20 protein-coding genes are annotated in these 23,906 nt (G+C 54.8%); 16 read left to right on the forward strand and 4 right to left on the reverse strand.

The features are described 5' to 3' along the window. Positions 1 to 259: 259 nt before the first annotated feature. Both H8S45_RS13590 and H8S45_RS13595 read right to left on the reverse strand, forming a co-directional pair. Complete coding sequence (locus H8S45_RS13590) at positions 260 to 454, reverse strand: hypothetical protein (RefSeq protein ID WP_054328173.1); 195 nt, start codon at positions 452 to 454, stop codon at positions 260 to 262. 671 nt (positions 455 to 1,125) lie between these two features. Beyond that, complete coding sequence (locus H8S45_RS13595) at positions 1,126 to 1,320, reverse strand: helix-turn-helix transcriptional regulator (protein WP_082397366.1); 195 nt, start codon at positions 1,318 to 1,320, stop codon at positions 1,126 to 1,128. Between the two features lie 52 nt (positions 1,321 to 1,372). On the opposite strand from H8S45_RS13595, the gene H8S45_RS13600 reads away from it, so the two are divergent. From H8S45_RS13600 to H8S45_RS13655, 12 genes are all read left to right on the forward strand, one after another. Beyond that, the gene (locus H8S45_RS13600) at positions 1,373 to 1,558 is read left to right on the forward strand and encodes a hypothetical protein (protein ID WP_054328176.1); all 186 of its coding nucleotides are present in this window, start codon (positions 1,373 to 1,375) and stop codon (positions 1,556 to 1,558) included. A 972-nt stretch (positions 1,559 to 2,530) separates the two neighbouring features. Next, entirely contained in the window at positions 2,531 to 5,215 is a 2,685-nt protein-coding gene (locus tag H8S45_RS13605) for a sensor histidine kinase (protein WP_107631095.1), read from the forward strand. Positions 5,216 to 5,482: 267 nt separating this feature from the next. Continuing rightward, positions 5,483 to 5,560 carry a K(+)-transporting ATPase subunit F gene (kdpF, locus tag H8S45_RS16935; protein ID WP_107632145.1) on the forward strand — a complete coding sequence of 26 codons (78 nt, stop codon included), beginning with the start codon at positions 5,483 to 5,485 and terminating at the stop codon, positions 5,558 to 5,560. 33 nt (positions 5,561 to 5,593) lie between these two features. Continuing rightward, positions 5,594 to 7,363: a potassium-transporting ATPase subunit KdpA gene (locus tag H8S45_RS13615; protein ID WP_054328177.1), complete on the forward strand. Its 1,770-nt coding sequence runs from the start codon at positions 5,594 to 5,596 to the stop codon at positions 7,361 to 7,363. Between the two features lie 16 nt (positions 7,364 to 7,379). Continuing rightward, positions 7,380 to 9,431, forward strand: a complete 2,052-nt coding sequence (kdpB, locus tag H8S45_RS13620) for a potassium-transporting ATPase subunit KdpB (protein WP_107631094.1) — start codon at positions 7,380 to 7,382, stop codon at positions 9,429 to 9,431. Positions 9,432 to 9,449: 18 nt separating this feature from the next. Next, positions 9,450 to 10,118, forward strand: a complete 669-nt coding sequence (gene kdpC, locus H8S45_RS13625) for a potassium-transporting ATPase subunit KdpC (RefSeq protein WP_054328179.1) — start codon at positions 9,450 to 9,452, stop codon at positions 10,116 to 10,118. Between the two features lie 163 nt (positions 10,119 to 10,281). After that, positions 10,282 to 10,476: a hypothetical protein gene (locus H8S45_RS13630; RefSeq protein ID WP_054328180.1), complete on the forward strand. Its 195-nt coding sequence runs from the start codon at positions 10,282 to 10,284 to the stop codon at positions 10,474 to 10,476. A gap of 137 nt (positions 10,477 to 10,613) precedes the next feature. Then, on the forward strand, positions 10,614 to 11,954 hold the full coding sequence (locus tag H8S45_RS13635) for a TrkH family potassium uptake protein (RefSeq protein WP_082397368.1): 1,341 nt from the start codon (positions 10,614 to 10,616) through the stop codon (positions 11,952 to 11,954). A 30-nt stretch (positions 11,955 to 11,984) separates the two neighbouring features. Further along, entirely contained in the window at positions 11,985 to 12,635 is a 651-nt protein-coding gene (locus H8S45_RS13640; protein WP_054328181.1) for a potassium channel family protein, read from the forward strand. Positions 12,636 to 12,668: 33 nt separating this feature from the next. Beyond that, positions 12,669 to 13,148, forward strand: a complete 480-nt coding sequence (locus H8S45_RS13645) for a hypothetical protein (protein WP_054328182.1) — start codon at positions 12,669 to 12,671, stop codon at positions 13,146 to 13,148. 38 nt (positions 13,149 to 13,186) lie between these two features. Next, positions 13,187 to 15,808, forward strand: a complete 2,622-nt coding sequence (locus tag H8S45_RS13650; RefSeq protein ID WP_054328183.1) for a sensor histidine kinase — start codon at positions 13,187 to 13,189, stop codon at positions 15,806 to 15,808. After that, a complete protein-coding gene (locus H8S45_RS13655) occupies positions 15,801 to 16,502 on the forward strand; it encodes a response regulator (protein WP_107631092.1) in 702 nt (233 codons plus the stop codon). The genes H8S45_RS13650 and H8S45_RS13655 overlap by 8 nt, the downstream gene beginning before the upstream one ends. A gap of 626 nt (positions 16,503 to 17,128) precedes the next feature. Here H8S45_RS13655 and H8S45_RS13660 read toward each other — a convergent pair. Then, on the reverse strand, positions 17,129 to 17,512 hold the full coding sequence (locus H8S45_RS13660; RefSeq protein ID WP_054328184.1) for a hypothetical protein: 384 nt from the start codon (positions 17,510 to 17,512) through the stop codon (positions 17,129 to 17,131). A 216-nt stretch (positions 17,513 to 17,728) separates the two neighbouring features. Between H8S45_RS13660 and H8S45_RS13665 the strand changes: the two genes are divergently transcribed. The 3 genes from H8S45_RS13665 (at position 17,729) to H8S45_RS13675 (ending at position 21,099) form a co-directional block, all read left to right on the forward strand. Continuing rightward, positions 17,729 to 17,866 carry a hypothetical protein gene (locus tag H8S45_RS13665; protein ID WP_153802397.1) on the forward strand — a complete coding sequence of 46 codons (138 nt, stop codon included), beginning with the start codon at positions 17,729 to 17,731 and terminating at the stop codon, positions 17,864 to 17,866. Positions 17,867 to 18,216: 350 nt separating this feature from the next. Beyond that, positions 18,217 to 19,317: a glycerol dehydrogenase gene (locus H8S45_RS13670; protein WP_147574535.1), complete on the forward strand. Its 1,101-nt coding sequence runs from the start codon at positions 18,217 to 18,219 to the stop codon at positions 19,315 to 19,317. 120 nt (positions 19,318 to 19,437) lie between these two features. After that, positions 19,438 to 21,099 carry a SulP family inorganic anion transporter gene (locus H8S45_RS13675; RefSeq protein ID WP_054328185.1) on the forward strand — a complete coding sequence of 554 codons (1,662 nt, stop codon included), beginning with the start codon at positions 19,438 to 19,440 and terminating at the stop codon, positions 21,097 to 21,099. Between the two features lie 65 nt (positions 21,100 to 21,164). Here H8S45_RS13675 and H8S45_RS13680 read toward each other — a convergent pair whose 3' ends face one another. Then, positions 21,165 to 22,526 carry a condensation domain-containing protein gene (locus tag H8S45_RS13680; RefSeq protein WP_107631090.1) on the reverse strand — a complete coding sequence of 454 codons (1,362 nt, stop codon included), beginning with the start codon at positions 22,524 to 22,526 and terminating at the stop codon, positions 21,165 to 21,167. Between the two features lie 310 nt (positions 22,527 to 22,836). On the opposite strand from H8S45_RS13680, the gene namA reads away from it, so the two are divergent. Further along, entirely contained in the window at positions 22,837 to 23,865 is a 1,029-nt protein-coding gene (namA, locus tag H8S45_RS13685; protein WP_054328188.1) for an NADPH dehydrogenase NamA, read from the forward strand. Positions 23,866 to 23,906: the final 41 nt, after the last annotated feature.

Here is a 23,906-nt window from a genome sequence, read left to right on the forward strand (position 1 = left end):
AACTGCTCGACTACTACAAAAAGGGCATGTTCCCGTTTGATAAACTGATCAAGTTCTATCCGTTCGAGCAGATCAACGAAGCGTTTGAGGAGTCCGGCTCCGGCAAGTGCATCAAGGCGGTATTGAAGATGCTGTAGGAAATCCTGTTGGGCGTTAGAATCACGGCACGCATAGATGGGGCGCGCTTGTTGATAATAGAAATATGTATAGAAAATGGAGGGATGCTTTATGAAGCATCCCTCCATTTATTGCCGCATTCTTACTTCTTCTTACCTGTCTGGTCGTTGTCGGGTATGTATCCCTTGGGTCCCAACAATATCCTGTCAAGCGATGTATGCGTTCCCTTGAACAGTTCTGTCAGGAGCTTATTTGCATCCTCGATCGGGATACCCTGGTGGTTCTCGATCAAGTAGCGGTAAGCAAGGTGGACAAGATTTCGTTTGCTGAGTGCCATACCCTCTCAGTCCCAACAGATACTCAGATACCGTTATACTGAATCCTATGCCGATAAAGAGCATAACAAGCAATTGCAAGGTTACATTTTTTGCAAAGTTCTTTTTCACTGTAACCTTTCGCTTCGAGCAGATAGCAAAAGACTTCGCGAAAGCTCCATGTAGTCAGTTGGATCTCCGCGCTATATTGCTGCAACTCTTTACAAAGCTGCGATATATCACGGCCGTCCAATTACGCGATGCCAATCAGTTAAGTTTCAATGTTCCGATGCCGGAGGTGTGATAAAACTGCGGTTTTGCTATGGCTTCAGCTTTGGGACAGAGATAAGCTGCCATACACATCACCTCCGCTCAGAATCATGGCCGTTGGTATTTCCGTGATGCCTCCAGCACAGGAACGCGGTCTTTTCTTCCGGCAGTGAGCAGACGCGCACTGTCATCTCTTACCTTTACACTGCTATAATTCTTACTTGTTGCAAGCCATTTCTGTTTAACAACTTCTTGGTGCGGTATTTATAACCTTACAGCGCCTGTAAAAGTACACCTTTTCGGCACTTTCGGTTTATGGGAAGAAAGGTGTGCTTTCGGCCAAATTACCGCTGGACCTGGAAGCAAAACCGCGGGGCCGAAAAGCCGCCAAAAGTTCGGAAAACGCTGAATTCCGCTTGCGTGGTCATGGCATGGTCTGCCGGTCTACCCATGCAAGGACTTTGTCTTTGGGCGCCAATTTACGTTTGCCGATGTGGAGCGTGGGGAAGTCTGCGCGATTCATCAACTGGTACGCGCTCGCGCGCGAGATGCCAAGCAGTGCGGCAAGCTGCTCGGCGTTCGGCACGTCAGAATAGTCCTCATATGCCATCCGTTTCATATTCATCCCCTCTTTTTGCAGAGGGAACAGGCAGGAGAGGAAAACATGGGGAATGGAACGAACTCCTGTTCCGTTTCCAGCATGTGTGGATAATCCTTTTCTCTATCTGCTGGTTATGCAGCTTGCGCCGCTGCTTGTCAAAAGCTTCTACAATATTGCTCCTTCGATTGCCACTGATTTCCGCGATGAGCTGGACAAGGTCAGGACAGATGTGCAACGCTTCTGTTCGATTGCCTGAGCCCGGAAACGGAGGATATTTACCGCCGGTACTGGGAGATCTGGAAACGTACACCGATGCGCTTACCCTCTGTTCGCACGAATATGAAAAAGCAAGACCTGCCGGGATGCTGGTGCCGCGTGTGTCTACCAGAAAAAGCTGCTCGGAAACCCGATCCCCCGCGCCTAAAGCCGTGCTTACAAGACGCACAACGCCTGCATCCGCTACGGCACGATGACGCGGGAAAATTCAATGCATGGACGGCAGAGGCGAAAAAGCATCGGGATGCGTGCCGGAATGGGGAAATCTCTCTGGATGCTTTTGAAGCGTGGCTGAAAAAGTGAAGCAGTACCGATGCTGTGGCTGCAGTTGCGTAGATGAGAAATATCCGCATGTGCTTTTCAATTATTTATTGCACTAAAATCATATATCAGATGGTGTGATGGCATATCTGAGAATTGGGATATGCCAGACCATGTTCTTTCCCATTTTAGCGAGATGGAAATGACACGGTGGGTTATAGACTTCATATAAGGAGGATACAGAAGATAACAGCCGAAATGAATACAGCGGAAAACGATGTGGATGAATTTTGGTGACGTAGAAGTATCTATGCCTCGGGATTGTAAGAGCGAGTTTGTGCTGTGACGATAGCGTAATACAATGCCAATAGGAGCTCAACCGCCCGCTGCGGATATGAATGTCGGAACATAGTGTCGCATTGTATGACCGTATCAGGAATAACACCACGATGTATAGGGCAGGGACAAAGCGTTTTACCTGTTTGTAAAATGCGTTGGCCCTGCCCCTATCATCTCCGCAGCACAGCAATCTGTGATCGAGATGGAGGGGCATCGGCTGATATGGATGTATTTGGAAGTGGGCTTTATGCAGTTTTAATACAAATTGGATTTTCTTTATCTTTCCGTAAGGTGAGGGATGATATTTATATTTTGCACGAGAGAATACGCGCTTTATAAAGGAGGGGGACATATGGAAAAGGGAACTGTTTCATCCGGCCGGGATCTGCCGGCAAAGCAGGGCCGATTAAAAATTTTTTTTGGCTATGCGGCAGGTGTGGGAAAAACCTATGCAATGCTGGAAGCAGCCCATCAGGCGCAGCGGGAAGGCATTGACGTTGTCGTGGGTTATGTGGAACCGCATGCACGGCCGGATACGCTGGCGCTGCTGGAGGGTCTGGAGACCCTGTCCAATAAAGAGATTGCATACAAGGGGATCACACTGAAGGAACTGGATCTGGACCGCGCGCTGCAGAGGAAGCCTCAGCTGATTCTGGTAGATGAGCTGGCGCATAATAACGCACCGGGCAGCCGCCATACCAAGCGGTATCAGGATGTAGAGGAGCTTCTGCAGGCGGGGATCAATGTCTATACTACGGTCAATGTCCAGCATCTGGAATCGCTGAACGATCTGGTGTCTTCAATCACAGGGGTGATGGTAAACGAACGCATTCCTGACCATGTATTTGACCGTGCCAATCAGGTTGAACTGGTGGACATTGAGCCGGAAGCGTTGGTCAAGCGTCTGGAGGAGGGGAAAGTATACCGGGAGCGTCAGGCAAAACGGGCGTTGAGCCATTTTTTCACAACGGAAAATCTGGCCGCGCTGCGCGAGATCGCCATGCGCAGGACAGCGGATCAGCTCAACCGCGCCGCACTGCATGAGGGAAAAGAAAAATCAGCCAGGGCAGGGGAACATATTCTGCTTTGCCTTTCCTCGGCGCCATCCAATGCGAAGGTAATCCGTACTGCGGCGCGGATGGCGGATGCGTTCCACAGCGGGTTTACCGCGCTCTTTGTGCAAACCCCGGGAACAAAAGAGCTATCGGGAGAAAATATTAAACGCCTGCGGAGCAATCTCAGGCTTGCAGAGCAGCTGGGGGCGCAGATTGCGACCGTGTATGGCGCTGATCCGGCGGAACAGATTGCGGAATATGCAAGGGTCAGCGGCATCACTAAGATTGTGATGGGGCGGATGAATCACCGGCAGAATCCGCTGCTCGGCAGAAAAGGGTTGGCGGACCGCCTGATTGAGCTGACAGATCTGGATGTGTATATTATTCCGGACCGGCAGCCGCTCTACAAAAAAACATTTCATAAGTCCCGAATGCCCAAAGAACGGTTTACATGGAAAAGCACGGGGAGCATACTCCTGTGCCTGCTGGTTTCTACCATGGTAGGAGCCTTGTTTTATAACGCGGGCTTCAGTGAGTCGAATATTATAACAGTCTACATTCTGGGCGTGCTGATAGCCGCAGTCTGGACCGGCAGCCACATTTATGGCGCGGCCTGTTCCTTTTTCAGTGTTGCGGCGTTTAATTACTTTTTCACAGAGCCGCAGCTCACCTTTCAGGTGAACGACCCAAGCTATCCGGTAACATTTATAATCATGCTTTTTTCCAGCATGATTGCCAGCTCGCTCGCAAGCAGGGTGAAAGAGCAGGCTCGCCTTGCTGCGCAAAAAGGTTATTATACGGAACTGCTTCTGGAAAGCAGCCAGAAATTACAGCAAGGACGTACCGAGTGGGACTGCCTGAGACTGACGGCTGAGCAATTGAACCGTCTGTTCGACCGCCCGATTCTTTACGCTTTGAGTGAATCGGGCAAGGAGCTCGTGTTCCGGATTGAACCGGCAGATGAAGAGAGAACCTTGGCGGAGCTAAGCGCAGAGGAGATGGCCGTTGCCGGATGGGTGCAAAAAAACAATAAGCATGGGGGCGCGACGACCAATACGCTGCCGAACTCCAAATGGCTGTTTTTATCCGTGCGCGGATCGCAGGGTGTCATGGGAATCGTCGGCATCCCGGTTGTGGGGTACTCGGTTCCGGATGCCTTTGAGAAGAACCTGATGATCGCTCTCCTGAGCGAATGCGGCCTTAGCCAGGAAAGAATCCGGCTGGAAGAGGAGAAAAACAGGGCCGCCCTCCAGACGCAGAAAGAGCGGCTGCAGGCCAGCCTGCTTCGTGCGGTTTCCCATGATTTACGGACGCCTCTTACCAACATCAACGGTAGCGCGAGCATTTTGATGCAAAATGAGGACAAGCTGCCTCGGGAATCCAGAAAAAAACTGTATACTTTGATCCATGACGACACCAATTGGCTTATCAACATGACAGAAAACCTGTTGGTTGCCACGCAGCTGGAGACGGATAAGGAGAACTTCAAAATGACGCCCGAGCTGCTGGATGATCTGTTCCGCTCGGCGGTATCCCGGCTGGGCAGGAGGCTGGCGGATCATCATATTGCCGTGCAGATGGATGACCCGATGCTCATGGTTTCGGTGAATGCACAGCTGGTCGAGCGAGTACTCGTGAATCTGATGGATAATGCGATCCAGTATACGCCAAAAGGCTCCAACATCACCTTGCGTGGATACAGGAAGGACGATATGGCGCATATCATCGTAGCGGATGACGGGCCGGGTATTCCGGAGGAAGCGAAAAAGCATTTGTTTGATATGTTTTATACGGTCGGCCAGGGAAAAGCCGACTGCCAGAGGGGGCTGGGGATCGGTCTGGGCCTCTGCCAGTCAATTGTTTCGCTGCACGGGGGACAATTAACGATATCGGATAACCGCCCCACCGGCACAATTTTTCAATTTACGCTTCCGGTTTTCCGGACGGATCGGACAGAAAGGCCGGAAATCCGGATTGGATGAATATTTATTTCTTGTTAATGCCGGCCCGGTTTTCTTAATCCCCGCTTATTATATTTTGCTGTATTATCCTATGGAAGCAAAATAAAAAGCCTGCCAGCTGCACTGGCTGTTGGCAGCGGGCGCGTGATGCAGAAAGGAGAAATAAACCATGATGGATTGTTTGATGGTTGCAACGCTTCTGGCCTGTTTCGGTCTGGTGTGGCTGCTGATCAAATGGTGCGGCAAGCAAGTCGAGAACGATGAATAAGGGGGAATAAACCTGTGAGTATGCTGTTGATCGGACTTGTTGTCCTGCTGCTGGGCGCATACCTTGTCTATGCGCTGGTGCATCCGGAGAAATTTTGATTCCGGGAGATAAAAGAAAAGGAGGAACCAGCAATGCTTCAATTGCTTTTGACGATTATCATTTTTTTGATCATCGTCATCCCTGTGGGACGGTATATGTACCATATTTCCATAGGGGCTCATACATTTGCCGATCCGGTGTTTGACCGCGTAGACGGTGTCATCTACCGTATCGGCGGGGTCGATCCGAAGAAAGGGATGAACTGGAAACAATACGCGCTTGCGCTGGTTGGCACAAACGCGGTCATGGTGTTCATCGGATACCTGATCCTGCGCATCCAGTCTATCGGGCTGTTCAATCCGAACGGGATTGAAGGCATGGAGCCGACCCTTTCGTTTAACACGATCATTAGCTTTATGACGAACACCAACCTGCAGCACTACTCGGGTGAGAGCGGCCTGAGCTATCTCTCCCAGATGCTGGTCATTATCTTTATGATGTTCGTCTCCGCATCGAGCGGCTACGCCGCCTGCGTCGCGTTTATCCGCGGCCTCGCCGGCAAGACAAAGGACAACGTCGGCAACTTCTTCGCGGATCTGGTGCGCATCACAACCCGCATTATGATCCCGTTCTCGGTTGTTGGCGGCCTGCTGCTGGTTTGGCAGGGCGTTCCGCAGAACTTTGATGCGAATGTCGTTGTCGAAACTATCGAAGGCACCTTCCAGACCATCGCAATGGGTCCGATCGCGGCGCTTGAGATCATCAAGCACCTCGGTACGAACGGCGGCGGCTTCCTCGGCGCGAATTCGACAACACCGCTGGAGAACCCGACCATCCTGTCCAACCTGATCGAGCTTTACTCCATGATGCTCATGCCGGGCGCCTGTGTTATCACCTTTGGTAAGATGGTGCGTGACCGCAAGCAGGCGGCAATGGAAGCGGCTGGCCAGAACAGCGTCACCGCGCCTGCCCTGAACGAGGGCCGCAGCCTGACTGCGCGCATCTATGGCCGCGAGGGCCGCAGCATTTTCCTTGCAATGGGCCTCATCTTCATCATCGGCCTGTCGGTATGCTTCTGGGCGGAAAGTCAGGGTAACCCGGCGCTTGCAAACGCCGGCCTGAACCAGTCGATGGGCAGCATGGAGGGCAAGGAAGTGCGCTTCGGTATCGCGCAGTCCGCGATGTTCACGACCACGACCACCTCGTTCACAACCGGTACGGTCAACAACATGCATGATACGCTGACCCCGCTCGGCGGCATGATCCCGTTGCTGCATATGATGCTGAACGTTGTCTTCGGCGGCAAGGGCGTCGGCCTGATGAACATGATTATGTACGCAATCCTTGCGGTATTCATCTGTGGCCTGATGATCGGCCGTACCCCGGAATACCTCGGCAAGAAAATCGAAGGCCGTGAGATGAAGCTCACTGCATTGTGCATCATCATCCATCCGATGCTGATTCTGGCGTTTTCCGCGTTGGCGGTTGCAACGCCGGGCGGTATGGAGGGCATCACCAATCCGGGCTATCATGGCCTGAGTCAGGTGCTGTATGAATACGCATCCTCCGCCGCGAATAATGGTTCCGGCTTTGAAGGTCTGGCAGATAATACTTATTTCTGGAATATTACAGCCGGCCTTGCGATGTTCTTTGGCCGCTATCTGTCCATTGTAATCCAACTGGCTATTGCAGGCTCGCTGATGAAAAAGCGCTTTGTCAGTGAATCTACCGGCACGCTGCATACCGACACACTGTCGTTTGCCATTATTCTGGTATTTGTTGTTTATATTTTTGCTGCGCTGACTTTCTTACCTGCGCTGGCGTTGGGCCCCATCGCAGAGCACCTGACGCTGTGGAGTTAAGGAGGAGAATGGAACTATGAGCAAAAAAAAGAATCAGAAGCTGGTGACGCCCGAGATCCTGCGTCAGGCAATCATCGGCTCCTTTACCAAGCTGAATCCGCGTTACATGATGAAGAATCCCGTCATGTTCGTGGTTGAAATCGGCTTTCTCATCTCGCTGCTTTTGTCTTTCGTGCCCGGACTGTTTGGAGACACGTCGGCAAACGCCCGCATTTACAATATCATCGTTGCAGTTATCCTGCTGATTACCGTGCTGTTCGCGAACTTCGCCGAGTCCGTAGCAGAGGGCCGCGGCAAAGCACAGGCGGCAAGCCTGCGCAAGACGCAGAAGGATACGCTGGCGCATCTGCTGCAGGAAGACGGCTCGACCAAGGACGTTATGTCCAGCGAACTCAAAAAAGGCGATGTCGTCATGGTTTCCGCGGGAGAGATCATCCCGGGCGACGGCGAGGTTATCGAGGGCATTGCGTCGGTCGATGAATCCGCCATCACAGGTGAGTCCGCTCCGGTTGTCCGCGAGTCGGGCGGCGACTTCTGCTCGGTAACAGGCGGCACGACCGTTGTTTCCGACTGGCTGAAGATCCGCATTACCTCTGAACCAGGCAACAGCTTCCTCGACCGCATGATTGCGCTGGTTGAGGGTGCGTCCCGCAAAAAGACCCCGAATGAGATCGCGCTGAACACACTGCTTGTTTCGCTGACCATCATTTTCCTGATCGTTATCGTAACGCTCTACCCGATCGGCCTGTACTCCGGCGTCCAGATCCAGATGTCCACGCTGATCGCGTTGATGGTCTGCCTGATCCCGACCACCATCGGCGGCCTGTTGTCCGCCATTGGCATCGCGGGCATGGACCGCGTCACCCGCTTTAACGTCATTGCCATGTCCGGCAAGGCGGTCGAGGCCTGCGGCGACGTTGATACCATGATACTCGACAAGACTGGTACCATCACCTACGGCAACCGTCTCGCTGCGGATTTCTATCCGGTAGGCGGCGCGAAGCGCGAGGAGCTGATCCGCTGCGCTGCACTGACCAGCCTGCACGACGAGACGCCGGAGGGCAAGTCCACGCTTGAGCTGGCGCGCCGTCTCGGCGACGCGAGCGAGGAGACCCCAGGCTCCGAGTTCCTCGAGTTTACTGCACAGACCCGCATGAGCGGCGTCAACCTGCCGGACGGCACCAAGGTGCGCAAGGGTGCGTCCGACGCCATCGAGCAGTACATCAAGGATCTGGGCGGCAAGATCCCGTCCGACCTGCATGAGCAGGTAAACCAGATCTCGTCCCTCGGCGGCACGCCGCTGGTCGTTTGCGAGAACGACCGAATCCTCGGCGTCATCTACCTGAAGGATACGGTCAAGGCAGGCATGGTCGAGCGCTTCGAGCGCCTGCGCGCCATCGGTATCAAGACCATCATGTGTACGGGCGACAACCCGCTGACTGCGGCGACCATTGCCAAGGAAGCCGGTGTTGACGGCTTTGTGGCAGAATGCAAGCCGGAGGACAAGATCAAGCTCATCAAAAAGGAACAGTCTGAAGGCAAGATCGTTGCTATGACCGGCGACGGCACGAATGACGCCCCGGCGCTTGCGCAGGCGAACGTAGGCCTTGCGATGAACTCCGGTACGACCGCTGCAAAAGAAGCGGCCAACATGGTCGATCTGGACTCTGATCCGACCAAGATCCTCGAAGTTGTCGAGATCGGCAAGCAGCTGCTCATCACCCGCGGCTCGCTGACCACTTTCTCCATTGCAAACGATATTGCCAAGTACTTTGCCATCATCCCTGCCATGTTTATGCAGGCGATCCCGCAGCTGGGCGTGCTGAACATCATGAATTTGGCTTCGCCATACAGCGCGATTCTTTCCGCACTGATCTTCAACGCGATCATTATCCCCTGCCTCATTCCGCTGGCGATGAAGGGCGTTAAATACCGCCCGATGTCCTCTGGCAAGCTGCTGGCACGCAATATGCTGATCTTCGGCGTCGGCGGTATCATCGCCCCGTTCGTGGGCATCAAGATCATTGATATCCTGATCCACCCGCTGCTGACCCTCATTGGTTTCTAAGGAGGCTTTGATTTTATCATGAATAACACGAAATCCGGTCTGCTGCATAATATCCGGCAGGCGGTGCTGGTTACACTGGTGCTGCTGCTGCTCTGCGGCTTCCTGTTTCCGGTCGTGCTTTCCGGCCTGTCTGCGGTCATCTTTCCTCATCAGGCGACGGGCAGCTTGATCGAAGTGGATGGCAAGACGGTTGGCGCCGAATATGTAGGGCAAGAGTTCACCGAGCCCTATTTTATGAAGGGGCGTCCGTCCGCGTACCATTACAATACCTACTATGAGGATGCGGAAGGCAACCAGTTCTATAATGATGGCAGTGAATTCGCTGGCCTGTCCTCGGGCTCCAACAACTACGCCGCCTCCAACCCCGCGCTCGTCGAGCGTGTGGAGGCTGATATTGAGGCCTTCCTCGCGGCAAACCCGAATGTCACGCGCGAGGAGATCCCAGCCGACCTGATGACGGCTTCGGGCTCCGGCCTTGACCCGCACATCTCCCCTGCTTCCGCCGAAATCCAGATTCCCGCAATCGCCGAGGCTTCCGGTCTGAGCGAGGACATCCTGCGCCAGATTGTGGCAGACAATACAACCGACAAGATGTTCGGTGTGTTCGGTGAAGTAACGGTAAATGTACTGGGTGTTAATTTGGATATTGCCCGTGAAATGGGGTTGATCGGCGAGGTTTCCGAGTAACCGGAGCTGCTGCCGGAATGCAATACAAAGATTTAAGGTCGAAGGGTAGCCTGCATGGTACAGGCCGCCCTTCGCTTTTTATTTTGTTTTAATACCGGTTTTATAATCTTTGCCCCAGATTTAGATATTTTCCTCTATGATAAAGCTGTGAGGAGGAGTGGAGATGCCCGCATTGAAAGAACGTCTGATCCATTGGGGAGAGCAATTTGACGCCGCAATGGAGCGGTACATATTTCATCATAGATTTTTAGGGTTCCTGATGGTTTTTATTGGGATGCCTCTGGTGACGCTGGCTGCCGTGTGCATTTGCTCAACGCTTATTGTGCTGCCGATCGCATGGCTTTGGGGGCTGATCTGAGGCAGAGCGCCGCAAACAGTGTGCCAAAGCGCCTTAATGCATTCTTAATATTGCGGTTATATTGCTAATACCGTTTTAATATCTGCGCATGGATAATGTGTTAAGATAATATAAGTGGATATTAAGAGGTGCGTGCGATGCGGTGGGTATGGCACAAAAACAATAAATCCCCTTTCAGGATTATCATTGCAGGCTTCCTGCTGGTTATCCTGCTGGGCAGCCTGCTGCTTATGCTGCCGGCCGCAACCAGAGCAGGCGTCAGCACGTCATTTATGGATGCGCTCTTTACTGCAACATCTGCGGTATGCGTAACTGGGCTGGTCATACATGACACAGCTGCATATTGGTCATTTTTCGGCCAGCTGATTATCATCATATTAATTCAAATCGGCGGCTTGGGGGTCGTAACCGTGGCCTGCGCATTTATGATTCCTTCCGGACGGAAAATTGATCTGATGCAGCGGAGTATAGTGCAGGAGGCTATTGCTGCGCCCAATGTGGGTGGTATCGTGAGGCTGACCGGCTTTATATTGAGGACCTCCCTGCTGATTGAAATGCTGGGCGCAATGCTGCTGTTTTCGGTTTTTTCCGGGGAATTCGGTTTCGCAAGGGGCGCGTGGTACGCAGTATTTCATTCCATATCTGCTTTCTGCAATGCAGGGTTCGACCTGATGGGGATAAAGCAGCCGTTTTCATCCCTGACGGATTATGCGGATAATCCTCTGGTTTCTGTTACGATCGCATGCCTTATCGTGGTAGGAGGAATTGGCTTCCTTACCTGGAACGATATCCGCACGAACCGCTGGCGTTTCTCCAAATACCGGATGCAGAGCAAGGTTATCCTTACCGTTACAGGCGGGCTCATTGTGCTGCCGGCGCTCTACTTTTTCTTTTTTGAATTTTCGGAAGCGCCAATACAGGAGCGTATATTGCTATCCTTCTTCCAGGCGGTCACGCCGAGAACTGCCGGATTCAATACTGCGGATTTAACCGTTATGAGCCAAAGCGGGCAGCTTATCATTATAATCCTGATGCTGATTGGCGGATCGCCGGGGTCTACCGCAGGCGGAATGAAAACCACGACAGTGGGCGTCCTGTTTGCAAACATGATTTCGACCTTCCGGCATAAAGAGGATGCACAGGTTTTTCATCGACGGATCGCAGGCGAAACGGTATCGCAGGCGGCAACTATTTTGGGGATGTACCTGATACTGTTTTTAGCCGGTGGCCTGGTGATCAGCCGATTGGAAGGCGTTGAGGTTTTAGGCTGCCTGTTTGAAACGGCTTCGGCAATCGGGACCGTAGGGCTTTCGCTGGGACTCACGCCTCAGCTGCACGACGTGTCCCATCTGATTTTGATTGCATTGATGTTCTTTGGGCGAGTAGGAGGGCTCACCCTGATATTTGCTACGCTGTTCAAGCCCCAGAATATGCGTTCCAGCGCAAGGCTTCCTCTGGAACGGATTACAGTCGGCTGAATTATCAAAGAAACAAAGGAGGCATTGCCTATGAAAGCGGTTTTGCTGATTGGTCTGGGGCGCTTTGGACGCCATATCGCCTTACAACTGAATGAAATGAATCATCAGGTCATGGCGGTGGATCAGGACGAGGAGAGGGTAAACGCTGCATTGCCATTTGTAACGAATGCCCAGATCGGCGACAGCACCAGCGAGGAATTCCTTTCGTCGATTGGGGTGAGGAATTTTGATATCTGCATTGTGGCAATCGGCGACAATTTTCAGAGTTCGCTGGAGACCACCTCGCTATTGAAGGAGCTTGGTGCAAAAAGGGTCGTAGCGAGGGCGTCCAGAGATGTCCAGAGAAAATTTCTGCTGCGGAACGGCGCGGATGAAGTGGTGTATCCGGAAAAGCAGATGGCGATATGGACCGCTGTCCGATACAGCTCGGATCACATTGCAGACTATATCGCGTTGGGTGATGGCCACGCCATCTTTGAAGTTGAGGTGCCGGCAGGATGGGCAGGAAAAACAGTCGGGCAATTGGATGTAAGGAAACGGTACCATGTGAATATTATGGCCGTCAAGAAAGACGGCAGATTTGAGGAGACTGCGGTCACACCGGAAACCACCCTGAAGGAAAACAGTACGATTTTGGTTTTGGGAAGCTATCATGACGTCCAAAGGTGTTTCCATATATGATACTGTTTCTGCTACAGAAAAGAAGGGAAACCAATGAAAGATATTGCTTTGGCAGCCGGCTTTTTAGCTCTCATGCTGCTGGGGCTCTACCTCATGGTGAAATTGGCGAAGACGATGCAGGAAATGCGGGAGCATAAGGAAACGGACTGCTTCTATATTGCGACGTCGAATCCATGCGTGGTAAAGCGGATCATGGAAATCCTGAACGACATGAAAGCATTGCATTCCGATAAGCATTACACCCTGTCGATCAGACAGGGAGGTGAAATCCTGCAAATGCTGAACAGCCGCCGCTTAGGTGCGGCTGTCGTCACCCCAGAGGCAGCAGGCGGTCGCTTGCTTCTGCACCGTCTTTCCGTTATTTCGTCCCAGCCGCTGGTGATGGATGAGGATGGGGCGCTACTGGCGTCGGCTGAAAAGGAATCCCAGCAGCAAAAGGTTATGTGGAGAATGGATGCCCCCAACCCGCTTGCACAGGAATTTGTACATCAGTTTTGTATACACAAGGCATAGGCAGTGATATAATACTCCTGAATCAAGGGGGGAGTGCAATGGCATTCAAGACAGAGGGGCTGTCTGATGTGGAGAAACAGTATGGAAAGCTGACGATCTTTGCCAGCTATTTTTCCGGCACGGGGAAGAGCTGGCGGATGCTGGAAACGGCCGAACGCGTCCGGCAGGCGGGACAGGATGTAGTAATCGGGCTGCTTTCCGGCGATGCGTGGAAAGATACCCGAGCGCTTGCGGATCGCTTTGAAATGCTGCCCTGTAAAGAGCTAAAGAAAAATGGCCGGACAGACAGGGAAGTCAATCTGGAAATGTGTTTGAAACGTATGCCGGATCTGATTTTGATTGATGATCTTTCGCATAACAATATTGATGGCGCCCGCCACAGGAAGCGCTATCAGGATATCGAGGAACTGCTCAAAGCCGGAATAGATGTATATACAACATTGGATATCCATCATATCGAAAGCCTTCAGGACACGGTTTCCGATATATTTGGGGGAACTATTCCAGACCGTATCCCAGATCGTATTTTTGATCAGGCCGCCCGTGTAGAGTTTGTCGATATCGAACCCGAGCTCCTGTGCGAGCGGCTGCTGCGGCAAAACCGAAAGGCGTTCCCGCTCTCTCAACTGAACGCATTGCGGGCAGTCGGGCTGCGCCGTTGCGCAGATAGGGCGGCAGCCTGTATGCAGCAGACGCCGCCCCATACGCATGACCAGATCCTTGTCTGTATTTCCGTTTCTCCATCGAGCGAACGGATTATCCGTGCCGCTGCGCAAATGGCAAATGCGTTCCAATGCGGATTGATCGCGCTCTTTGTAGAGACAAAGAGCTTTCAATGGGGGACAGAGGCTGACCGTGAACAGCTTCAGGAAAACATCAGGCTGGCGCAGCAGTTAGGCGCGACCGTTGAAACCGTGTATGGTGATGATGTTGCCTATCAGATCGCAGAATTTGCAAGGCTGTCTGGCGCGGCTAAAATTGTAATAGGCCGCAGCACACAGCAGGGCCGTCTGTTTTTCCGAAGGCCCTCCCTGATTGAACGGCTGATTTATCTGGCTCCGGCACTGGATATCCATATCATACCGGATAACCATCCGGCGAATCAAACCGCTGCAAAATACATGGAAGCCATGTATGTATCACCGGTATCCCTACTGGATCTGATGAAAAGCGCATTGATTCTGATATTGGTCACGCTGGCCGGTTGGGTATTTTACCATTTCGGTTCAACGGAAGCGAATGTCATAGCAATATATCTGTTGGGGGTCATGCTGATCTCCGTATTTACCAAAAGCTCGGTTTGCAGTCTGACAGGGTCAGTCATCGCCGTGCTGGCGTTTAATTTTTTCTTTACAGAGCCGCGTTTTACGCTGCAGGCGCATGGAAGCGATTATCCGGTCACGTTTCTGGTCATGTTTCTCGTATCCCTCATCACCGGTTCCATGGCTGCGCGCTTGAAAGCGCATGCAAAGCATTCGGCGCAGGTCGCGTGGCGAACAAAGCTCCTTTTTGAAACGAACCAGTGCCTGCAAAAAGCACAGACACAGGAAGAAATCCTTTCCATAACCGCAACCCAGTTGCAAAAAATATTTCAGCGCGATGTCGTTGCGTATAATATAGAAAACGGCGCGCTGAACCCCCCGACGCTTTTTCTGATGGATGACACGCAAACTGGCGAGATCTATCGGTCGGCAGAGGAAAAGCAGGTAGCGCAGTGGGTGCTGGCGAACAACAGACGCGCCGGCGCAGGCACGGACAATTTGCCCGGGGCCCGCTGCACCTACTTGTCCATCCGTACAGGGAAGCAGGTATACGGCGTGATCGGCATTGCGGCTATGGGAAAAACAATGGATTCCGTAGAAACCAGCATATTGCTGTCCATTCTGGGGGAATGCGCGCTGGCGCTTGAAAACCAGAACAATTTGGAAGAAAAAGAGGCGGCTGCCGTTATGGCGAAGAACGAGCAGCTCAGGGCAAATCTGCTGCGATCCATTTCGCATGATCTCCGCACCCCGCTTACGGCGATTTCGGGTAATGCGAGCAACCTCCTTTCCAATGGAAAGCTGTTTGATGAACAGACAAAAAACCGGATGTATGCTGATATTTATGACGATGCAATGTGGCTGATCAATCTGGTAGAGAATCTGTTGTCTGTCAGCAGGCTTGAATCAGGCCGGATGAACCTCAGCCTTTCTACGGAGCTGATAGATGAGGTGGTTGCAGAGGCACTGCGCCATATCGACCGGAAAAGCACAGAATATCATTTGCATGTACAAAGCAGCGACGAATTTACACTGGTGGAAATAGACGCAAGGCTCATTATTCAGGTGATAATCAACATTGTGAATAATGCGATAAAATATTCGCCGCCGGGTTCGGAAATCAATATCGGCTGGAAGCGTCAGGGGAAATATGTTGATGTTTCTGTTGCGGATAACGGTCCGGGGATACCTGATTCTGCAAAGCCGCGGATATTTGATATGTTTTACAGCGCGTCGAACCGTATCGCCGACAGCCGCCGCAGCATGGGGCTGGGGCTGGCGTTATGCAAGTCCATTGTTAACGCCCACGGCGGAGAAATCACTGTGTCGGATCATTTGCCGCAGGGTTCGGTTTTTACTTTTTCAATACCGGCTGGGGAGGTCGAATTGCATGAATAAACCGTTAATATTGGTCGTGGAGGATGATATGCCGATCCGAAACCTGATCACAACAACCTTGAAAGCGCACGGATATCGCTCCATAACAGCGCTCAACGGAGAAACAGCCATTCTGGAAGCAAGCTCACACAATCCTGATATTATGCTGCTTGATTTAGGGCTGCCGGATATAGACGGCGTAGAGGTGATACATCGCGTCCGCTCCTGGTCCAATATGCCGATTATTGTCATCAGCGCCCGCAGCGAGGACTCAGATAAGATTAAAGCATTGGATGCCGGCGCGGATGACTATCTGACCAAGCCGTTTTCCGTAGAGGAACTGCTGGCGCGGCTGCGTGTGACGCAGCGCCGGTTATCCGCTCTGCAAATCGGGGCGGTCAATACAGAGTCTGTATTTGTAAATGGTAAGCTGAAAGTCGATTTTGCTGCGGGATGTGCATTTTTGGACGGACAGGAACTGCACTTGACCCCAAGTGAATATAAGCTGTTGTGCCTTCTCTGCAAAAATGTAGGAAAGGTGCTGACACATACCTTTATCACGCAGCAAATTTGGGGAAGAAGCTGGGAAAATGATGTGGCTTCGCTTCGGGTATTTATGGCAACGCTGAGAAAAAAGCTGGAGAAAGATCCTGATGCACCGCAGTATATCCAGACCCATATTGGAGTTGGTTACCGCATGATGAAGGTGGAATAATATGTTGCCAGTCCTCATTGGAAAGGGAAAATATAGGCATAATTGGGTGAAAATAATTCTACGCTCGTCTTCAACTCTCTCCATCTCCGCCAAAAACCCGCACTTTTTCTTAATGAAAAAGTGCGGGTTTCATTTTGTCTCGAATCGTGTAGAAATAATAGCTTCCCGCTCCATCCTTAAAAAGCAGGAGTGCTTTCCGCCTGCAGCGCCAGCTTTTCCTGGCTCCGTCCGCGGAGACTGCGCAAAGACGGGATACATTATTTTTTAGAGAGCATGCAGCAGGAGCTGTGCCACGCGGAAAGTTGCAGCGTGCAACATCTTAATCAAAGCTTGCTTTTCGGAAAGGCAGTGCTGGACCATCCCTGATGAAAGGACGCAGACCGATCCGGATTTTCATGCCGCCATGTACCGGATGATTACCGCGATCGAGCGGCATGGGACTGCATGCTGGATGTAACAATGGACAGATGCTCCGCTATACCGAACAGGGAGCGCGCACCTATTTATTCATCGGCCTGCGGGAAACGCTGCGTGCCGGACACAATCGGATATAAACGGCAAACAGGCCGGAGGCTTATGCCTCCGGCCTGTTTGTTATGTGAGATAAGCCGCGGGAATCGGCAGACTCAGAAGAGGAGCGAGGGATGCTCCTGGATGACCTCGAAAAAAGGCTTGTCGAAATGGACGTAAAACGCCAGATAAATAATCAGCATGCGCGGCGTTGGCCGGGCGGAAATCGTGCGGCCAATATACTGCTTGGCCAGCGGGCTGTGCAGCGCGTCCAGACATAGGTTGGCGGTGCGTTCGATCTGGCGCGTGGCGGCGGTCAGCGATTTACCCGACCGCTTGGCTACGACCGGATAGACGTCGCTGCCGACATAAATATCATCCATGGGGATTTTCTGCCGGAAGAGCAGGTCGGCCATGACCTCCACGGAAAGCGCGAGCGCATGGGTGTTTGCCTTTTCCGCGCCGATAATTGTTCGAATGATTCGCTCGGATTTTTCCATATGATAAAACCACCTTGACTGTAAGATGATTCCATGATATGTCAAAATATGTAATATTCGACAACGGGCGACATGAAACGACAAAAATTAATGCAACCAAAACGGTTCAGGAAAAGAAATCCCGCAGGCGGAAAGGCGGCATGCGACGGGTTTAGATGAGATAAGTTCCGTTTTCCGATGCTTTTCGGGCATTGGCTGCAAGGGGGGACCGCGAGAATGAGGAGGAACGTCCGGCTACTCAGCGCGGTTTGGGCGCGGCGCGGCGGCGGCAGGGGCGCTCTGGCCCTGCTTGAGTGCGTGGAATGTGATGGTCAGGTTGGCCCAGAACGCGCCCTGCACAACCGCTGCTGGTAGGACAGGCTGACGCTATCCGCCGCGTGTTCCAGCGCTTTCATCTGGGCGGCGGTTACAATGGGCGGCTGAATAAGGGAGCGCCTTTCCATAGGCGCGGTTCAGTGTTGCGGACGGTCTTCGCCGCCCTAACGGCCCCTGGACTTTACACAGCGTGGGAACGAAAAGTAAGAGGAGAGAGAAGGAAACATCCATATGGAAGAAAATTGCGCGCGGGAACGGTTTTTTCTTCAAAAATACGGATGCATATGATATAATAGCCGCAGAAGCGGATACAGCGGCTCGTTTCGGCAATACAAACTGCACCGGACGGACAGGGGACGCCCGGGGAACAACAAGGAGGATGAACCACAATGTCTATCGCAATGAAAGCGCCCGGCCGGTATGTACAGGGCTTTGGGGAGCGCAAAAAGCTCGGTCAGAGTGTGAAAAAGCTTGGCAGCACGTTTTATGTGCTCTGTTCGCCCGGCGGCCGCCGCCGGTTTGGCGAGGAGATCGAGCAAAGCCTGACGGAGCAGGAAAAAACAGTTGTCTTTGCCGAATTCCACGGCGAGGCGACCAAGGCTGAGGTCTTCGCCCATATGGATGCCTGCAAGGCCGCGGGCTGCGATGCCGTGATCGGCATGGGCGGCGGCAAGGTGATCGACACGGCGAAGACCGTTGCCGAGAACCTGGGCGGCCTGCCCTGCATCATCATCCCGACCGTGGCCTCGAACGACGCGCCGTGCTCGGGCGTGGCGGTACTCTATAATGAGCAGGGCGTGGTGGTCAAGGCGGTCATGATGCGCCGCAATCCGGACCTCGTGCTGGTGGACACCGAGATCTTGTCCAAGGCACCGGCCCGCCTGCTGTCGGCCGGCATGGGCGACGCGCTTTCGACCTGGTTCGAGGCGGAGGCGTGCCGCAAAAACGGCGTCAAGACCATGGCGCGCGGTCAGGAGACCGAAACCGTCGCTATGATGAGCCGCCTGTGCTACGACCTGCTGCTGCGCTACGGCTCGGAAGCGCTCGATGGCGTCAAGCGCGGCGAATACACGCCCGCGCTTGAAAAGGTGGTCGAGGCGAATATCCTGCTCAGCGGCGTCGGCTTTGAGAGCGGCGGCCTTGCGGCGGCCCACGCGATCAACGACGGCTTCGCGCAGGAGCCGCAGGCGCATGGCATGTACCACGGCGAAAAGGTCGCGTTTGGCGTGCTGACCCAGCTTGTGCTGCAAAAGACGGATGCGCAGACGCTTGAGGAGGTGCTGGGGTTCCTGGCGCGGGTCGAGCTGCCGATGACGCTCGCGCAGCTCGGCATTACCGAGATCAGGGAGGAAACCCTGCGCAAGGTGGCGGAGGCGGCCTGCGTACCGACGCAGTCCACCAAAAACCTGTCCCCCGATATTACGGCGGAGGACGTGTACCAGGCGCTTCTGGAAGCGGACCGGATCGGTCGGGAGTACCTGGCGCGCTGAAACAAACAGGGGACATGGCGGTGCAGCGCCGTTCCATGTCCCGTAGCCCCGCGATGCAGCATTGCGGGGCTTTTCGCGCCGCGAGGGGCGCGGGAAAAATCAGAAAATGGGGGAAATGAAATGGGAAAGGCATTCCTGCAGCAGCTCAGGAACGAGTTCAGGGGATACAACGGGCATAAACTGTCACAGGATCTGATGGCAGGGCTGACAGTGGCGGCGGTTGCGCTGCCACTCGCGCTGGCGTTCGGCGTTTCCGCGGGCGCGACCGCGGCCTGCGGCCTGGTAACGGCAATCGTTGCCGGACTGGTGATCTCGGCGCTGACCGGAGGCTACTATCAGATATCCGGTCCGACCGGAGCGATGGCGGCGATTCTCGGCTCGCTGATCGGTACATATGGGATGCAGGGGATGTTTGTGGCCACTTTCCTGGCGGGCATCATGCTGTTGATCGCAGCAGTGCTGCATCTGGGCAACCTGACGGCGTTCGTACCCGCTCCGGTCATCACAGGCTTCACCTCTGGTATCGCGGTGATCATTGCCATGGGGCAGATCGACAACTTTTTCGGCACATATTCCGAGGGCGGGTCGGCGTTGGCCAAGCTGGCAAGCTACGGCACGCTTGGCTTCCGGCCCGATCTGGCAACCACGGCGGTCGCACTGTTTGTGACGGTGCTGATGGTGGTGTTCCCGAAGAAGTGGAACGCGGTTGTTCCGGCGTCGCTGATCGGCATTATTCTGGCGACTGCCGCGACCATGCTGCTCGGCCTGGATATCGCGACGGTGGGAGAAATACCGCAGACGCTGCTGCTGCCCGACCGGCTTTCCCCACGGGCGGTCGACTGGAGCGCCGTACCCGCGCTGCTGGCGCCCGCTTTTTCCATCGCGGTGCTGAACATGCTGGAAAGCCTGCTGTGCGGCGCGTCCGCGGGGCGGGCGACCGGAGTCAGGCTCAACAACGACCAGGAGCTGTTCGCGCAGGGGGTAGGCAATCTGGTGCTGCCGCTGTTCGGCGGCATACCGGCGACCGCCGCGCTGGCCCGCACCTCGGTCGCGGTGCGCTCGGGCGCGCAGACCCGTCTGACCGGCGTGTTCCATGCGGTTGGGCTGCTGATTATGATGTTCGCGCTCGCGCCTGTGATTCGTAACGTGCCGCTCGCTGCGCTGGCTGGTGTCCTGATGGTGACCGCGTGGCGCATGAACGAGTGGCATGCGATCCGGTATATGTTTTCCCACCGGTTTAAGGGGGCGATTGCGAAATTCGCGGTCACGATGGTCTGCACGATCATGTTCGACCTGACGGTTGCGATCGTGGTCGGCGTGGGTCTCGGGCTGATACTGATGGTCGCGCGCCTGTCCAAGCTGCAGATCAACTACGAGCGGGTGGATATGTCCCGCCTGAAAAACGACGATCCGGTGCTGAACGCGCGGTACAGCAACGCGATGGTCGCTTACATCACTGGTCCGCTGCTGTTCGCCAACATCAGCGTGCTCGAGGAGTTGCCCGACCGCGTGGCGGGCTGCGATACACTGCTGCTGTCCATGCGCGGGGTGCCGACGGTGGATGTATCCGCCGCGCAAACCCTACAGGCCATTCTGGAGAGCTTCCGCGAAAGGGGCGTGGACGTGGCGATTTGCGGGCTGCCCACGGCCTCCATGACCATGCTGCGGCGGGCAGGCATTGTGGAGCTGATGGGTGAGCAGGCGTTCTACTGGAGCGTCGAGCGGGCGTTGCTTGATCCGCGTCCCCGTCCGGAAAACGCGCAGACGGTCCAGCGGGTATAAAAAGCATAAACCGCCTGCCGGTTTGTAGGCCGGCAGGCGGTTTTTCGCGGTGGGACAGAGCAGCGTCAGACCGTGCGGATGAGCTCTCCAATGGTGATCTCCGGATCCTCGACCGCGGCAAACAGAATGCGCATCAGGTAATAGTAAAGCTTTTCGACTTCCTCCAGGCTGTACCATGCGGCTTGGTATTTGAAATAGAAATCCATGCCCGTGCCGAGCGGACGGTGCATAACCGTCAGGTAGAGCGGCTGCACAGCGGTGCCGTTATCGTGCCAGATCGAACGGTATTCGATCTGGTTGAGGTGGTCGTCCTGCATCCGCATGGGGAACGGCTGGTAGGTGAGCGCAATGCTTTCGTACAGTGCGTCCGCGGGCGCGCCCCAGCGCTCGCGGCGCAGGCGGTCGGCTTCCAGCGTATCGAAATCCGTATGGCGGTATACCTGGTTCTGGACCGCGGCAATCTGGCGCACGCCCTCGATAAAGCTGGTATCTGCGGGCATCACCGTGCGGCAGGGGAAGCAGTGGATGCGCGTGCCGCCGGCCTTGCGGTCGATGCGGGACACGCGGCGCGATACATAGTTGCGCACGCTGATATCAGGCTCGCCGTCATTCTGCTTGGACAGATAGGTGCGCAGGCCCATGAGCAGCAGATTGGTCATGGAGATATTCTGTTCCTCGCAGAATTCGAGCAGGCGTTCGGCGGGCGCGGACTCAAGGATGAATGTGCGCTGGCCGACCGTCAGGTCGTGTTTTTCGTTGTGCGCCCAGCGCGCGCCGGAGGCGGTATGGCCGGGGCCGCGGATATCGGTGTAGAGCGGTTCGCCCGCCCGTTCAGCCTGCTCTTTCCAGAACGCAAGGTCGCGCGCCGTGCGGACCGGATCGGCCGCGCGCTCCAGGTCGCGCTGCAGAGAGGCAAGGTAGGGGGCGCGGTCTGCGGGCGGCTTGGTGCCGAACACCTCGGCGGCGTACAGCTCGACCACATCGCAGAGCAGCACGATCATAGCGCAGGAGTCGGACAGCATGTGATCGATGCGGACAAAGGCGCCGTTCCAGCCATCCGGCATGGCAACGGTGACGATCTCAAACAGCGGCGCGTCCCACCGCGGCTCGAACGGCTGGCGGCTCCAGCGGTGCAGCTCAAGCATGGCCTCGGACTCGGTCATGCGGGACAGATCGACATGGCGGACCGGACGGTCGTCCGCCGGCACGATATACTGGCGGGCTGTTCCGTCCTTCCCGCAGGTGAAGCGGACGCGCACGGAGTCGTCCCGCTCGACCGCGCGGCGCACCGCCCGCGCGAGCGCGTCAAAATCAACATCCAGATGGATGAACAGGCTGACGCAGATATTGAGCACCTGCTTTTCGCACGCATTCTGCAGCGTGACAAGGTGCAGCCGCTGCGCGGCTGTGATCGGATACTGTTCCATCAAGGCTCCCCCTTTTTCTTTCTCCGTTGTTTTACCGGTTTATACCAATTTTATTATAAGTGCGGAAAGAGGAAAAAGAAAGTCGGATTTTAGACAAAAATTCGTGAAATGTATGGATAGTGAACGTTTAAGGCGTGTACAGTCCGACAGGCCTCCCGCGGAAAAATAAACGGAGCGGATTGTGCCGCCGGACCATTTGGCGTATACTGTAAATAGAGTGGCGGAAGCGGCGGCAGGGCCGGAGCCGCCGCCTTGAAAAGAAAACAGAAATCTGCTGCGCGCCGGTATCCGGCGGGAAAGGAAACTGCATATGTACGGATTGACCTCTTTTACTATAAAAAATATGACGCTGCGCAACCGGATTGTGATGCCCCCCATGTGCATGTACAGCGCGGGGACGGACGGGATGGCGAAAGCGTTCCATTTTTCACACTACACCGCGCGCGCCGTAGGCGGTGTGGGGCTGATTATTATGGAGGCCACAGGGGTTCTGCCCTGCGGACGGATCTCCGATCATTGCCTGGGCCTGTGGAACGACGAGCAGGCAGAGGCGCTTGCGCCGATCGTCAGAGCCTGCCAGGAGCAGGGGGCGAAAATGGCGCTTCAGCTCAACCACGCGGGGCGCAAATGCGAGGCGTCGGTCCCTGCGGTTTATGCGCCGAGCGCGATCCCCTTTGACGAAGGCGCGCCCCTGCCGCGCGAAATGACCGAAGCGGATATACGGGAAACGGTCGCGGCGTTCCGCAGCGCGGCTGCACGGGCGGCGCGGATTGGGTTCGACGCGATCGAGATCCACGCGGCGCACGGCTATCTGCTCAGCGAGTTCCTGTCTCCGTTGACCAACAGGCGTGCGGATGGCTACGGCGGCTCGACCGAAAACCGCTGCAGGCTGCTGCTTGAGGTGCTGCAGGCGGTGCATGAGGTGTGGCCGGCGGAAAAGCCGGTGCTGGTGCGTGTTTCTGCGGAGGATTACGAGCCGGATGGAATGCATCCGGAGGAGATGGCGCGGGTCGCGGCGCTCATACGGCCCTATGCGGATATTCTTGACGTCAGCACGGGTGGCGTTGTGCCGACCCCGCCCGCGTCCTTGTATGCTGGCTATCAAGTCAAGGCGGCGGAATTTCTCCGGCAGGCGTCCGGCCTGCCGGTGATCACGGTTGGTCTGATTACCGACCCGCATCAGGTGGAAGAAATCCTGGGGAACGGCCGCGCGGACCTTGTGGCGCTTGGCCGCGAGTTGTTGCGCAACCCCTATTGGGTGCTCAACACGGCGCGGGATTACCGGATCGATTACGACTGGCCCGCGGCGTATGCGCGTGGCTTCAAGGCCCGCCGATAAGAAACGCGGGAAAAACGCCTCCAAAGCAGCGCTTTGGAGGC

It is taken from the genome of Agathobaculum faecis, from assembly GCF_014287995.1.
Classification (GTDB): Bacteria; Bacillota; Clostridia; order Oscillospirales; family Butyricicoccaceae; genus Agathobaculum; species Agathobaculum ammoniilyticum.